This window comes from Shimia ponticola, from assembly GCF_007995215.1.
GTDB lineage: Bacteria > Pseudomonadota > Alphaproteobacteria > Rhodobacterales > Rhodobacteraceae > Shimia_B > Shimia_B ponticola.
Map to the genome: position 1 here is coordinate 464,203 of NZ_VCDK01000003.1, position 13,663 is coordinate 477,865.

The window sequence follows — 13,663 nt, forward strand, 5'->3', positions numbered from 1 at the left end:
ACCTCAACAACATGGGAGGCTATCATGCTCAAAGGTCTAACCAAGGCAGCACTTGCTGCCACGCTCCTTGCTTCGTCGGCTGTCGCCGGCTGGGCAGCGGGCCATGCCGAATTCACGATCCGTGCGACGGCGAATTCGAACGAAAACGACGAAGACTATGACGGTCTGGTCGTCTTCAAAAACTACGTCGAAAGCGCCTCGAACGGCAAAATCGGCGTTGAAATCTTCATGGGCACACAGCTTTGCGGCAACGGCACAGAGTGTCTGGGCGGTATCGCAGACGGCTCGATCGACGTTTACGTGTCGACCTCGGGTGGCGCAGCTGGCCTCTTCCCATTTGTTCAGGTTCTCGACCTGCCTTACCTGATGGCTGACGACCGTGTGGCAGAAGCCGCTCTGGCCAACGGGTCTGAGTTCATGAACCACATGCAAGGCGCAGTGATGGAGACCTCGGACGGCCTGATGCGTCTGATGACCATCGGCAACACCGGCGGCTGGCGCAACTTTGCGAACACGCAGCGTCGCATTGCCCAGCCATCCGACATGGAAGGTCTGAAAATCCGCACCGTGGTCGCAGACCTGCCACAGGAACTGGTTCGTGCACTGGGCGCGTCCCCTACTCCGATCCCATGGCCAGAACTGTTCACATCGTTCCAGACGGGCGTTGTTGAAGGCTCGAAGAACGGCATCACCGACATCATGGGCATGAAGTTCCCGGATGCGGGTCTGCAATATGTCACGCTGGACGGCCACGCCTACATGGGTGCGCTGTGGTTCATGAACAACGAAAAGTTCATGTCCATGCCAGAGGACCTGCGCACCGTGGTCGTTGACGGGTTCTATCAGCTCCAGCAGGCAACCTTTGCCTCGCCAAAGCGGAAATCCATTCAGGCATATGCTGACTTCGTTGCCGGCGGTGGGGACCTCTATGTTCCAACCCCTGCAGAAAAGGCTGCTTTCAAAGAAGCTGCCGCACCGGTCTTTGACTGGTTCAAGGACAATGTCGACGGTGGCGAAGGCGCATTTGATGCTCTGAACGCAACCGTGGCAACGGTCGAAGAAGAACTGAACGCTGTCCGCATGTCGGGCATCAAGTAAGATACCTGTCTGCGCCCGGACCAACCGGGCGCAGACGCATACGCGCTATCTTGCGAATTCCGGTCGCAGAGGCGGCTGTGTTGCATAAATTTCATTTTATATGACCCTCAGCGCATGATATGCGCCCGCGCAAACCCTATTGCGAGGCGCAGACATGACGACGACCCTTCCCGACGTACATCAGGCCGAACCCATTCCCCAAGCGGCATGGGAAGAGGTTCAGGCGCTTCTGACCTCTGCAGATCTGTTTCGGTATACCGCACCAGAGAATTCCCCTGTTGCCCGCCTTGAAACTGCTTTCGCAGAAAAACTGGGCGCGAAATACGCCGTGGCAGTCGCGTCCTGTTCCGCCGCCTTGTTCTTGTCGCTCAAGGCGTTGGGCCTTCCACGCGGCGCAAAAGTCCTGATCCCGGCGTTTACGTTTGCTGCCGTTCCATCATCAGTCGTCCACGCCGATTGCGAGCCTGTGCTGATTGACGTGAAGGATAACTACCGCATCGACATCGAGGACTACCTGCGCAAGCTGCCAGATGCTGATGCGGTCATGATCAGCCACATGCGCGGTCACACATCTGACATGGACGCCATCATGCAAGCCGCAGATGCCGCAGGCATCCCTGTGATAGAAGACGCGGCCCATTCGCTGGGGACGCTTTGGAATGGCCGCAAGATCGGAACGATTGGCAAAATCGGCTGCTTCAGCTTTCAATCCTACAAGATGCTGAACGCAGGCGAAGGCGGTATCCTGATTTCTGAAGACGCCGACCTGATTGCGCGCGCCGTGATCATGTCCGGGGCTTACGAACACAACTGGAAGAAACACCCCGTTCTGCATGATGCCTTTGCCAAGTGGCAAAACGAACTGCCGCTCTACAACACGCGGATGTCGAACCTGTCGGCGGCTGTCATCCTTCCGCAATTAGACGAACTTGAGCGTCGCTGTGTCGATGGTCTACGCAACCATGACCATATGGCAGACCTGCTGAACGCCACGCCATATTTCAACGTCCCACCTGCCCTTCCGCAGGAAACCCGCGCACCGGACTCAATCCAGTTCAACCTCGTTGGTTTTACCGATGATCAAGCCCGTGGCTTTGTGCAGGAATTGAAGGATCGCCATCTCGGCGCTCAGGTCTTTGGACTGTCGACCGACAACGCCCGTGCCTTCTGGAACTGGAGATTCATCGGGCCACAAGGTCCGTTGCCACAGACAGAAGCGATGCTGGTGCGGGCCTGCGACGTGCGGCTGCCCGTGCGGCTGTCGCTGACTGAGGTTGAGGCGATTGCAGAGGCTGTGATCGCGGCGGCGGAAACCGCCAAGATGGCAAAGGCGGCGTAACGCTTTTTGACGTCGAGGTCCCGGGTCAGGCCCGGGACGTCATGCACTCCGCGTCCCGGACTTGATCCGGGACCTCGCCCCCACGAGGCGCAACCGACAACAAATTGATATGTTTAGATTGTGCGTCGAATTTGCATGGGTTGTGCGATGCAAATTCAGCGCTAATGATTACCGGAACGGATACATCCACACCTTGTAATCATCGACGAGAACATGCGCCTTTTCAATTTGCTCAGACGTCATCTTCTTAACGACTTCTTCCTGGCTGATCGCGGCGTCAGGATCGCCGCCGATCGCACTCAGCTTGTACCACATATAGGCGCGGGTCAGGTCCGGTTCGGGCATGCCAAGACCGACCTCGTAGTACCAGCCGACACCACTTTGCGCGCCCGCATGCCCCTTCATGGCGCTGCGCAGGTACCATTCGAACGCGCGGGTGAAATCCTGTTCGACACCAAGGCCAAGCGCGTACATCACGCCGATCAGTTCCTCGGCCTCGGCATTGCCGCTGCGGGCAGCGGGCCAAAGCGCCTCGCGCGCCTCTTCGAACTGCCCGGCCTCCATCATGTCGCGCGCCTCTTCGAGATCGGCCAAGGCCGGCGTGGCGAGAAGAACGAGGGCGGCAAAAAGGCTACGCATGTTGCGGCTTTCCTCCTGTTGGCGACACCTGTCGCGGCCATGGATGACTATCGGTTGGGACCAGAGGATTATCTGGAGTTCGACCCAAAGCAAGCCCGCATTGGCCAGTTGCTGTTTTATGACAAGATACTGTCCGGCAACAGAAACATCAGTTGCGGCACCTGCCACCATCACGACCATGCAGGCGGCGATGGCGTCAGCCTCGGCATCGGCGAAGGCGGCAGCGGAGTAGGACCTGATCGCACCCCCGGGACAGGCTCGGACCGCATCGCAAAGCGGGTGCCGCGCAATGCGCCAACGCTTTGGAATCTGGGGCACAAAGACATCCACCTTCTGTTCCATGACGGGCGGCTGTCGGTCGACGATATCTATGGGAACGGCTTCAACTCCCCGGCGCAGGAATGGCTGCCTCAGGGGCTCGATAACATCCTTGCCGCGCAGGCCCTGTTTCCGATGACGGCGCAGTTCGAAATGGCCGGAAACCCCAAGGAAAACGAAGTGTCCGGCGCGGTCCATGACCGGATCGACAATGCATGGCCCATCATCGCCAAACGCGTGCGCATCATCCCGGAATACGGCGAAATGTTCGTTGAGGCGTTCGATGATGTTGAAACGTCAGAGGACGTGACCATCGTCCATATTGGCAATGCGCTGGGTGCCTTCATGGGCAGCGAATGGCAAAGCCATGACAGCCCGTGGGACGCCTACCTGACTGACGGCACACCCTTGCCCGAAGCCGCCGAACGCGGTCGCGAAGTGTTCTTCGGCAAGGGAGAATGCAGCAGTTGCCATTCCGGGCCGCTGTTCACCGATCAGGAATTCCACGCCCTGTCGCTTCCTGCCTTTGGCCCCGGCCGCACCCGACAATGGGACCCGATGCCCCGCGATGTGGGGCGCATGGCCGAAAGCAATCGCTTGGAGGATGCCTATCGCTTTCGCACCCCATCATTGCGCAACGTGGCCCTGACAGCGCCCTACGGACATAACGGGGCCTATCCAACCTTGCGGGGCATTTTGGAGCATCACCGTGATCCGCTGGTAGTCAAAGCAACGTGGACAAAGGACACGGCCAAACTGCCGGAGGCCCCTTGGCTCGCTGCCATAGATTTCGTGATCCAATCCGATAGCCGCGAGATGGAGCGTCAGCGCCGTGCTTTGGATTTGCCCGGCCTTCCCCTCACCGACGCCGATCTGGATGACCTAGAGGCGTTCTTGCACGCATTGACAGGCAAAACCGCCGATACCCGTCCCTTGGGCCGTCCTGACCGGGTGCCAAGCGGGTTGCCGGTAGATTAGGTTCTGATCAGTACGCCAAGGTCGGCGACATTCGTCCCGGTCCCGCCGGTCATCAGCAAATCCCCGGCAAGCGTCAGCGCGGCATAGGCGTCATTGTTTGCAAGCAAGGCCTCGGGATCGCCGCCAGCGGCGCGAATACGGTCCACTGTGCCTCCGTCGACAATCCCGCCTGCCGCGTCCGTCGGGCCGTCACGACCGTCGCTACCGCCTTGCAGAAAGACCCAGCCGGTCTGACCCTGCAAGGCCATGGCCACACGCAGCGCCAGTTCCTGATTGCGCCCGCCCTTGCCGGAGCCTGTCAGCACCACCGTTGTCTCGCCACCGAACAGGTGAACCCCCGGCGTCGTCACAGCTGCAATGCGCGCCGCCGCATCCCCAACATCGCCGACCAATGGCTCTTCATGCACAATGGCTTGCCCCCCGGCCTGTTTGGCCATGGCGGCCACCGACAGGGCATTGGAACCGACAAGGATGTTCTCAGCCTCTGGAAGCGGCCGATCTGTTTCCCTCTGGCTTTGCAAATGCGCGCGGACGCGCTCTGGGACGCGATCCCACAAACCAAGATCACTGAGGATTGCACAGGCGCCCGAAGCATCTGTCAGCGGCGCAACCGTGGGGCCGCTGGCAATGGCACGAAGGTCATCGCCCACAACGTCGGACAAGATCAGCGCGCGCACCCGCGCCGGGGCAGCAGCCCTTAACATGCCGCCGCCTTTCAGACGGGAGAGCTGCTGGCGGACTGCATTCATGAGGTCAATCTCTGCACCTGATCCAAGCAACAGCTCGTTGACGGAGATCTTGTCCTGCAGATCCAACCCGTCCGCTGGCGCAGGCAATAGCGCCGAACCGCCACCGCTGATCAAACACAGAACCTCTGTACCCGCGTCAGCCGCTTGAAGGATGTCTTCGACGGCTTCGGCGGCTTCGACGCCGACGGCATCCGGGACCGGGTGACTGGCGGCAAAGACCTCAACGCCTGCCATTTGGCGCGCGTTTTCAGGATTGGTCACGACCACGGTCGCAGACGGTTCGGAGCCGAAAGCCAACGCAGCCTCGACCATACGCATTGCGGCTTTGCCGACCGCGATAATTGGCGCACCGGGCTCGGGTGGTCGCGCCTGCAGGGCCTGTGTCACCGCGTTGAACGGATCTGCTGCCGCGACACCCGCGCCAAAGATTTCCTGGGCGAAGGCTCTCATTTCATTGGATTTTGTCATATTCACCTTGTCGTCAGACCCATGTCAGCTGATGTTCGCGCAAAAGCGCGGTCAACAGAACCCGCGCCTGTTCGCGGTGGGCACGGTGAAGCAATCCGGCGCTGTCAGAGTCGCCCCGTTCAATCGCATCCAGAACCGCCAGATGATCTTCGTTTGATCGCCGGGGCAGCGGCCGCAATCGCAGGGTCACCATACGGGCTCTGCGCACCTGATCGGTATAGCGCGCGGCCGTTTCGGCAAAACGCGCGTTGCCGGACGCCGCCAAGAGACCCTCGTGAAAGGTGTCATCTGCTTCGGCCCATGCCTCCAGATCACCTGCGGCCAACGCATTTTCCATATCCGCAATCGCGCGCCGCATCGGCGCAAGATCGGCGGCATCAAGTGCCCGGCTTGCAGCCCGCGCCGCTGCCGCAGACTCAATCGCCGTCAGCACCTCATAGATGTCATTCATGTCGTCCGCAGACAGCCCCACGATGCGGGCACCGCGACGCGGGCGCAGGGTGACAAGCCCCTGATCCTCAAGGCGCATCAGCGCCTCACGCACTGGCGTGCGGGACATACCCAGACGATCCGCCAGTTCGGCCTCAAGGTGATCGGAGCCGGGCGGCAACGCGCCTTTGAAGATAAGGGCTCGCAAGGCATCGGTGGCGCGCGTGGTTGCGGTTTCGCTCATCAGGACACCTCCACTCTGCGCTGTGTCGCCGCCGACGTGTAAACAGCCTCTTCGATCTGTCTGACCGTCAGGTAATCTGCTGCTTCGTTTTCAAGCTGACATGCGCCTTGCAAGGCACGCACCACATGATCATTCAGCGCATAGACGCAATCACCGGCAAAGCCGGGCCAATCGCGGGCCTCGAGCAGGTTTTGAGCGGAGAGATCGCCGAATTTTCGGTACCAAAGACTGCCGTCGCCCCGCAGGTCCATCGTGCCTTCAGTGCCTTCAAACAGCGCCTCGCCCAGTGTGGTGCGGCAATTCTCGGCTGCATGATCGAGCAATCGGTTCCCGTCAAACAGGGCGCGCTTGTTGTCGGCGAAATCAAACAAGATATGCGCGGCGTCTTCGCCCTTGATCACGGGGTTCATTCTGCGCGTGTCTGCATAAACGCCACGCACAGGCCCCAGCAGATAGCGAAACGTATCGATCCAATGAACGGCGGTTTCGTGGACCAAAAGCCGGGGCATGGTCTGGAAATAGGGTTGACGATCAAGATAGGCATTTGGCCCCTGACCGTCGCCGGTGCGCAGCCGGAAGGTGATTTGATGAACCTCACCAATCAAACCCTCTGACATGGCCAGGTGCGCGGCCCTGTACCAAGGCTGGAACCTGAAATTCTCATGGATCACCAAGGCGACCCCTGCGTCGCTTGCCAAATCCGCAAGTGCCTTTGCTTTGGCGACCGATGTACTGAACGGCTTTTGGCAGATGACCACCTTGGGCCGCGCCGCCACAGCAATCCGGACAAGCGGATCATGTGCCTCAGGCGGTACAACCAGATCGATCACATCGGGGACATCCGGCGCGGTTTCGTCCAGCAACGTCTCAAGACTGTCAAAGGCAGGAACGCCGGTGGCACGCGCTTTGTCCAGATCGCGATCGGCCACGCCAATCAACTTTGTGCTTGGGTGGCGCTGCCATGCCTCGTGATGGAATGCGGCGAAATACCCAGCCCCGACGCAGGCAACCGAAAATGTTGGGTTCATAGTCAATGTCCACGCCGACAGACAAATTGCACATCATTAACGTATACGTTAATCCATGCATTATGCAGGAGCAATGGGGGACGATATGTTTGCAGTGGTTGTTAGGTTTCATTTGAAACCGGGGACGATGCCGGATTTCCTGCCTCTCATGATCCGGAACGCACAGCAATCGCGGCAAACCGAACCCGGCTGCCACCAATTCGATGTGCTGAGAGACGCGGCCACCCCGGCCGAGGTGTTTCTCTACGAGCTTTATTCCGACGAAGCGGCGTTTCAGCTTCATCTTGAGACCGATCATTTCAAGCAGTTCAACGCTGCCACGTCTGACATGATCGCCGACAAAGACATTCGCACCTATGACACGGTCACCCAATGACTTGGGAGGTCTACGCCGTCAAATATGCCGAGCGGAACAGTCGCACGCGCGCTGACAGTTTCATATTCGATGACAACCATGATGCGCCGCATGCGATGGACTACTTCATCTGGGTTTTGCGGCAAGGCCCACGCACAATTCTGGTCGATACGGGCTATGACGCCAAAGAGGCCGCTGCCCGAAACCGGCCCATCACCATCGACCCGCGTGAGGCGCTTAGGCCGCTTGGCATCAAGCCAGAAGATGTGACCGAAGTCATTGTCACACATCTGCACTATGACCATGCAGGTGGTCTGCATCTGTTCCCGAACGCGACACTGCATCTTCAAACTGCCGAAATGATCTTTGCCACCGGTCCGTGCATGTGCCACGAAACCCTCCGCAATCCGTTCACGGCAGACCATGTCTGCGAGGCGATCAAACGTCTTTATACGGGCAAGGTTGTCTTTCATGACGGTGAAAGCGAGATTGCCGAAGGCGTGAGCGTGCACAGGATCGGGGGCCATTCGCGCGGATTGCAGGCCGTGCGCGTTCTGACCCAAGCCGGTTGGCTATGTTTGGCGTCTGACGCCGCGCACTATTACGAAAATGCGCTTGCAAACAAACCTTTCCCCATCGTTGTTGACGTCGAGGATATGCTGAGCGGCTTTGCCAAATTGCATGCGTTGGCCTCACGACCCGGACTTATCATTCCGGGGCATGACCCTTTGGTGCGCGACCTGTTCGACGCTGTTGCCCCCAACATCTATCGGCTCGACCAAGGGCCAAGGCGCGAACCTGAAATTTAGAGCATCATTTCAGAGCAGTCGTGCCATCTAGTGTGGCGATGGCTTCCTAAAGCCGACAGGATAGCGGGCCATCCCACGGTTGAGGTGGCCGTTCCGCACCCGAGCGCCGACCTGAATTCCAACTTATGTGCGCTAGGTCGCACAACTTCCCGCTGAGCAAGGTTACGCTAAGGCACGTCAGCAGACCGGGGAGCCATCGACATGAGCTATCTCTCATTGCCTAACCTCGCCTTTTCGGGGCGGTTTCAGGCGGATACCTCAACCGTCAACAACAACGTCTTCTACTACAACACCGAAAAATTCGACCCCAGCTATCAGGCGAAGGCTTTGCTGGTGAACGATGAATACCCCGCGGTCTATGGCTACTGGAACCCGGAAGGCACCGGTGCATTTCGCCTGATCGACGCCAAAGTAACCAAGGCCCAAACATCCGTTGATGATCCGGGCACCGATGATGTCGCTGTTGGGCTCTTCATCAACGCGCAAGAGGCGCGAACATCTGCCAAACTCGTCGATCTCGACCCGCAGTGGCAATACGGATCCATGATCTTTGGCCTGCGCATCATTCTGACCGATGGCACAACCGAATACATGCGCGGTGACTATCGACCGGCGCCATTCCGGGACATCTATTTCGGACGCAAGCCCGCAGGTCACGGCGTCCAAGGGTCTGAAACCGCATCAGCCAAGTTCACCAGCATCCTCGAAAACGTCGAATTCACGGAAGCCGCCGAGAAGAGCCCGATCCTGATGGCCCTCAAAGCCAGCGCCGAGTCCAACGACGACCGGCTGTCGATCAACCTGATGACCGGCGGCTTCAGTAAGCAATCGACCTACGGCATCATGTGCGGTTCAATCGGCCCTTGGGAACAAGGCGACCCGCTGGCCTTTGTCGCGGGTCGCAGGTTTTCGATTGATAAGGCCGGATCGGCCTATAACGGCATGTGCAATTCAAACGGCATCGGGTTTTTCGACGCCCAGATCAACGGCACGACCCTAAGCGCGGATTTATCCAACGCCCTGCCTCAAGACGCGGCCAACCAAGCACGCAACATCGGTGACCTGGGTTTTGCGATCATCACGGTGGCCGACGAAGTGCGTGACATCGGCAAGCGAACCGGCACCGCAGAGCCTGTGATCAAGACAGGCGCATATGTGGGTGCGGATGATGTCGATCTGATCGGGACAATTCCCTACACAGCCGACAACTGGTTGTTCACAACCAGCGGGTTGTGTCAGCTCACCATGACGGAAGAGCAGACCAAGCTTGCCGCAGAGCGCCCCCTCGCCTTGGTTGAATGCCGTGAAGACGGAAGTTTCCGGATCATGTCCCGCGAAACGCCCGGCGGATTTTTCGTGCGGGCCGACAACTTTGAATTTCGCCTAGACCCCGATTTTGCGACGCCAGCGAGCGACCACGTTCACATCTTGGGCCTGCAATATGGCGCACCATGCGCCAACCTGCCGATCAGCATCGAACCGCAGCCGCGCACGTCCGGCGGCAGCAACTTTGACGGACCGGATCAGCCCTCTATTCCCATCCCCGACGTGAATTTCCCAGAAAACAAGATTTCGATTGCCGATCATGTCACCACCAGCGACGCTGGCTGGGTCAGCGTTCCGTTCGTCGCCCGAAACCCCGATAATCCGAGGGAATATGTCGACGGTCAGATCTTTCAGATCAACTACGGCCCCGCGATTAATGGCCCGTTTCCTGCCCCGATGTTCGAGATGATCGTGGCCCATGTGCGCGATGCTGTGCACGTGCCGGATGATCCCGATTGGGAAACGGACGTGGCCCCTTTCATGCAGCAATACGACAATCTTTATCCGGTGATGTCGAAATGGCTGTTCAGTCTCGCCGATCCGGACGTCGTCAAAGATCATGCCAAGATCCTCGCGTTCGCCTTTGAACGACCCTTTGAAGACCCCAACCACATGCCGGTCACGCGCGATATGTCAGCGGGCAAACGACAAATCATTCTGAATTGGCTCGCCAAACGAATGCAGACCGCCCCTCCGCAGGTCATGCCCAAATCTGATCCGCCGCCAACAATCGAAAACAGGGGACCAGCCCCGGTGCCATTGGCCAAGGTCACCGCGGCTGATTGGCAGGCTTTGCATGATGCTTTGCCTGCGCATGACGACGGCAAATCCATGGCCGCGCGAAACTATGCGCTTACGCAAATCGCAGCGCTGAAAGGTCGTGACACATGAAAATTGACCCAACCTACGTGCAGCAGGCGCGCGACGTCGAAACCGTCGAAGAGCTGCGTGCCTTGGTGCAAAAGGCCATCGAACTCGAACATGCAACGATCCCGCCGTATCTGTGCGGCTACTTCACGCTCAAGCTTGGTACCAACGAGGCCGTGGGCGACATCATACGATCTGTTGCCATCGAAGAGATGTTGCACATGACCATCGCGTGCAATCTTCTTTTGGCGATTGGCGGACGCCCTCGCATCAATACGCCTGACTTTGTGCCCAGCTATCCGGACGGTCTGCCCTTCGGTATTGGCGATGAGGAAGAGCCTGACGGAGATGAAAAGACCTTCAAGGTTCACCTGCGCAAGTGTTCGCGGATGCAGGTCGAAGACGTGTTCATGAAGATCGAAGAGCCGGACCAGATACTCGACATACCCGATGTCGACATGTTGGGCGAAGAACAAAGGCATTTCGACACGATCGGGGATTTCTACCTGTTCCTGATCGCCGCGATCGAGCGGTTGGGACCGTCGATTTTCAAAGATGGTCATCCGCAAATCATCGCCCGCAAATGGTTTCCGAATCCCAAGGAGATGTTTGAAATCACCGATGTCGAAACCGCATGCGAGGCCATCCGCGTCATTGTTGATCAGGGTGAAGGGTCCAAAGACGACCCGTTCGACGAATTTGGCGAGCCGTCGCACTACTACCGGTTTCAGGAAATCATCAAAGGGCGCAAACTCATTCGCGTGCCGGATGCAGACCCGCCCTATGCCTATGCGGGCGAGCCCGTCGTGCTGGATGATTTGGATGTCTGGAACATGGACACCAACGCATCCATTTCGAAATACAAGCCCGGCTCGATGTCCGAGCGGATGGCAATCCAGTTCAGCTACTCTTACACGCGCGCCCTGAATGCGCTGCACGACACGTTCAACGGACGGCCCGAAGCGCTCGATGATGCGATGGGCATCATGTACGAATTGCGGCTTCTCGCGCAGCAGGTGCTTTCCACCCCGGCAGAATGGGCTGACGCTTCCAACAAGCAGCAGGCGCAGACCGGGCTTTCATTTGAATACAGGACGACAAACACATGAAATTCTTTGCCTTTTTCACTGCGCTTACAGCGCCCGCAGCCGTCATTGCCGGTGGGCTTCAGGTCGCGACAGAAACGGAAGCTGAAACCTACGGCCCAACGAAACAGGCTGACGCGGTCTATGCCACCTTTGGTGTCCACAACCCTCCGGCCTACAGCCCGTGTCAGGTGCCGGGTTGCGTCTATCACCGTGCTGAAGGTGAGCCGTCAAATCCATTGTTCCCGCCGCAGTGGCAATCTGAATGGACCATGTACACCGTCACCGCTGGCTATCAGGACAATCCACCGCCTTATCCGTTGGACATCGGCTCGGTCGATGGATTGGAATACACAACCTCTTACGGTGCGACCTTTTATGACAGCACTTTCGAGCATCCGGACTTTCCCGGTGAAGGCGCGATGATGGAGTATTACGACGAAAAGTGCCTACCCATTTTTCCCATCGACAACAGCTTTAGCTGCGCCTTCATTTCACTGGGCGATACCGCCTACTTCCTGACTTACGATGACCGACCAGAGGGGATGCCGGACTGCTGCCTCTTTTCTTCATTGAACCATCCCCCACGCCGCGATTTTGTAAAGCATTTGCCCTACAGCGTTGCCGACAGCACGCGGACCTACCTGCCGGGCGTTCAGGCCTATTCACTGACCACGCCGGGCCCCGGCGGTGCGCCCATCCTGTTCGGCTATGCCTTCAATTCGGCCTATACGGTAGATGATGCTGCAGACGCCACGCTCAAAACGCCGTACCGGCACCCAAACCAGTTTTATTTCTCAGGTTCGCCAACGATCCCGCCAAACGCGCCCATCGTGACGCAGATCTACACCGGGTTTATGTCAACCCCGCCAACGCCCGAGGACACATGGAACCAAGTCGGAGACATGTGTACTGCCGAACCTCTGCCGAAATGCAAACTCTTCAGCGGCGGATAAGACGGTAAAGAGCCCATGCAACACCGGGCACACCAACAGATGCGGCAAACACCCAAAGAAAGGTATTTGTCGTGGCCGCAAACGCTCCGAGCGCCGCATAGGTGACCGCCACCCCAAAGTTGGCGAGGGTCGAAGCAGCCCAGAACACCTGAGGACGCATCTCGGTTGCTCCTGCAGTGATGGTCATGGCCTCTGACAGCACAGGAACAGCGCGCGTCGCCACCAGGGCCACCACCTGCCCACGTCCGGCGCGCGGCAAATCATGGGCGCCCTGCGTGCGTCTCAGGATCGGCAGCCCGGCGACACGACCGATCCAATAGCCCAGTGCGCTTCCCATCAAGAGGCCCGCAAAGACGGCACCCGCCCCAGCCCAAAAGCCAAGATACGCGCCCGCCGCAGCGGCGATCAAACTGGATGGCAACGGGAGAAGAATATCCAGCGCCAAGAGCAAAACGACCACCATTGCAACGAGGGCGTGGGCCTGTGGCTGCGCAAAGAACGTCGTCAAACGCAATTCGATTGCATCGCCGAAGGCCATGAAAGGCAGGATGATGGCAAGAAACAGGATTGAAGCCGGAACAAGATAGGGGACGCGCGCCATATTTGCCTTTCCACGCTGTACAGCTTTGGGTGGTTTCAGTGTGATCGTGAAACGTCCGGCTGAACAAGACAAATCATGCTAGGGGCGCAAAGGCAAAAAAGTGGCTGACGTGCGAAAAATCAGAAAATCAAAACCTTGCCACCAATCATCGTAGCCGATGTTGCACGCCAGCCCTGACGATGAAATTACCCGTCAATTGTGGCAAAATCGGGCGAGAACTTGGGCCGCTTTTCCCAATTAGGGCAGCGCCTACAATCGGCGGGGGAAATGCGTTGATCTTACCGCGAAGGTGAGCGACCACGCACAACCAGCGGTTATTCCGGACCTCAGCGTCCAATGCGCAAGGAATCAAAAGCAAATCACTTGGCGATCCG

The 13,663-nt window shown here is 58.4% G+C and carries 13 protein-coding genes; 8 read left to right on the top strand and 5 right to left on the bottom strand.

Translation table 11 applies throughout. From position 1 onward, the window contains the following. The first annotated feature begins 24 nt into the window (after positions 1 to 24). Positions 25 to 1,098 (top strand): TRAP transporter substrate-binding protein DctP, encoded by a 1,074-nt coding sequence (gene dctP, locus FE702_RS05670; RefSeq protein ID WP_147125291.1) that lies wholly within the window; start codon positions 25 to 27, stop codon positions 1,096 to 1,098. 154 nt (positions 1,099 to 1,252) lie between these two features. Beyond that, positions 1,253 to 2,437 (top strand): DegT/DnrJ/EryC1/StrS family aminotransferase, encoded by a 1,185-nt coding sequence (locus FE702_RS05675; protein WP_147125292.1) that lies wholly within the window; start codon positions 1,253 to 1,255, stop codon positions 2,435 to 2,437. Between the two features lie 168 nt (positions 2,438 to 2,605). On the opposite strand, the gene FE702_RS05680 is transcribed toward FE702_RS05675, so the two are convergent. Further along, a complete protein-coding gene (locus FE702_RS05680) occupies positions 2,606 to 3,076 on the bottom strand; it encodes a tetratricopeptide repeat protein (protein WP_147125293.1) in 471 nt (156 codons plus the stop codon). Positions 3,077 to 3,115: 39 nt separating this feature from the next. On the opposite strand from FE702_RS05680, the gene FE702_RS05685 reads away from it, so the two are divergent. Continuing rightward, on the top strand, positions 3,116 to 4,372 hold the full coding sequence (locus FE702_RS05685; RefSeq protein WP_147126136.1) for a cytochrome-c peroxidase: 1,257 nt from the start codon (positions 3,116 to 3,118) through the stop codon (positions 4,370 to 4,372). On the opposite strand, the gene FE702_RS05690 is transcribed toward FE702_RS05685, so the two are convergent. From FE702_RS05690 to FE702_RS05700, 3 genes are read right to left on the bottom strand one after another with little or no spacing between them, the layout of a single operon-like run. Continuing rightward, positions 4,369 to 5,571, bottom strand: coding sequence for a glycerate kinase type-2 family protein (locus FE702_RS05690; protein WP_255449595.1), 1,203 nt, complete (start codon positions 5,569 to 5,571; stop codon positions 4,369 to 4,371). The genes FE702_RS05685 and FE702_RS05690 overlap by 4 nt on opposite strands. A gap of 31 nt (positions 5,572 to 5,602) precedes the next feature. After that, positions 5,603 to 6,262: a GntR family transcriptional regulator gene (locus FE702_RS05695; protein WP_147125295.1), complete on the bottom strand. Its 660-nt coding sequence runs from the start codon at positions 6,260 to 6,262 to the stop codon at positions 5,603 to 5,605. Next, positions 6,262 to 7,290 (bottom strand): Gfo/Idh/MocA family protein, encoded by a 1,029-nt coding sequence (locus FE702_RS05700; protein WP_147125296.1) that lies wholly within the window; start codon positions 7,288 to 7,290, stop codon positions 6,262 to 6,264. The genes FE702_RS05695 and FE702_RS05700 overlap by 1 nt, the downstream gene beginning before the upstream one ends. 85 nt (positions 7,291 to 7,375) lie before the next feature. On the opposite strand from FE702_RS05700, the gene FE702_RS05705 reads away from it, so the two are divergent. The 5 genes from FE702_RS05705 (at position 7,376) to FE702_RS05725 (ending at position 12,688) form a co-directional block, all read left to right on the top strand. Then, a complete protein-coding gene (locus FE702_RS05705; RefSeq protein WP_147125297.1) occupies positions 7,376 to 7,666 on the top strand; it encodes a putative quinol monooxygenase in 291 nt (96 codons plus the stop codon). Further along, entirely contained in the window at positions 7,663 to 8,454 is a 792-nt protein-coding gene (locus tag FE702_RS05710) for an N-acyl homoserine lactonase family protein (protein WP_147125298.1), read from the top strand. Before FE702_RS05705 ends, FE702_RS05710 begins: the two co-directional genes overlap by 4 nt. Positions 8,455 to 8,655: 201 nt before the next feature. Further along, on the top strand, positions 8,656 to 10,671 hold the full coding sequence (locus FE702_RS05715; RefSeq protein ID WP_147125299.1) for a hypothetical protein: 2,016 nt from the start codon (positions 8,656 to 8,658) through the stop codon (positions 10,669 to 10,671). Beyond that, positions 10,668 to 11,756: a ferritin-like domain-containing protein gene (locus tag FE702_RS05720; protein ID WP_147125300.1), complete on the top strand. Its 1,089-nt coding sequence runs from the start codon at positions 10,668 to 10,670 to the stop codon at positions 11,754 to 11,756. The genes FE702_RS05715 and FE702_RS05720 overlap by 4 nt, the downstream gene beginning before the upstream one ends. Next, positions 11,753 to 12,688: a hypothetical protein gene (locus tag FE702_RS05725; protein WP_147125301.1), complete on the top strand. Its 936-nt coding sequence runs from the start codon at positions 11,753 to 11,755 to the stop codon at positions 12,686 to 12,688. Before FE702_RS05720 ends, FE702_RS05725 begins: the two co-directional genes overlap by 4 nt. On the opposite strand, the gene FE702_RS05730 is transcribed toward FE702_RS05725, so the two are convergent. Next, positions 12,675 to 13,289: a VTT domain-containing protein gene (locus FE702_RS05730; RefSeq protein ID WP_147125302.1), complete on the bottom strand. Its 615-nt coding sequence runs from the start codon at positions 13,287 to 13,289 to the stop codon at positions 12,675 to 12,677. The genes FE702_RS05725 and FE702_RS05730 overlap by 14 nt on opposite strands. Positions 13,290 to 13,663 lie beyond the last annotated feature (374 nt).

Bases quoted from the DNA above. Each gene is read 5' to 3' on its own strand.
- dctP (WP_147125291.1), top strand. From the start codon at position 25: ATGCTCAAAGGTCTAACCAAGGCAGCACTTGCTGCCACGCTCCTTGCT.
- FE702_RS05675 (WP_147125292.1), top strand. From the start codon at position 1,253: ATGACGACGACCCTTCCCGACGTACATCAGGCCGAACCCATTCCCCAA.
- FE702_RS05680 (WP_147125293.1), bottom strand. From the start codon at position 3,076: ATGCGTAGCCTTTTTGCCGCCCTCGTTCTTCTCGCCACGCCGGCCTTG.
- FE702_RS05685 (WP_147126136.1), top strand. From the start codon at position 3,116: ATGGATGACTATCGGTTGGGACCAGAGGATTATCTGGAGTTCGACCCA.
- FE702_RS05690 (WP_255449595.1), bottom strand. From the start codon at position 5,571: ATGAGAGCCTTCGCCCAGGAAATCTTTGGCGCGGGTGTCGCGGCAGCA.
- FE702_RS05695 (WP_147125295.1), bottom strand. From the start codon at position 6,262: ATGAGCGAAACCGCAACCACGCGCGCCACCGATGCCTTGCGAGCCCTT.
- FE702_RS05700 (WP_147125296.1), bottom strand. From the start codon at position 7,290: ATGAACCCAACATTTTCGGTTGCCTGCGTCGGGGCTGGGTATTTCGCC.
- FE702_RS05705 (WP_147125297.1), top strand. From the start codon at position 7,376: ATGTTTGCAGTGGTTGTTAGGTTTCATTTGAAACCGGGGACGATGCCG.
- FE702_RS05710 (WP_147125298.1), top strand. From the start codon at position 7,663: ATGACTTGGGAGGTCTACGCCGTCAAATATGCCGAGCGGAACAGTCGC.
- FE702_RS05715 (WP_147125299.1), top strand. From the start codon at position 8,656: ATGAGCTATCTCTCATTGCCTAACCTCGCCTTTTCGGGGCGGTTTCAG.
- FE702_RS05720 (WP_147125300.1), top strand. From the start codon at position 10,668: ATGAAAATTGACCCAACCTACGTGCAGCAGGCGCGCGACGTCGAAACC.
- FE702_RS05725 (WP_147125301.1), top strand. From the start codon at position 11,753: ATGAAATTCTTTGCCTTTTTCACTGCGCTTACAGCGCCCGCAGCCGTC.
- FE702_RS05730 (WP_147125302.1), bottom strand. From the start codon at position 13,289: ATGGCGCGCGTCCCCTATCTTGTTCCGGCTTCAATCCTGTTTCTTGCC.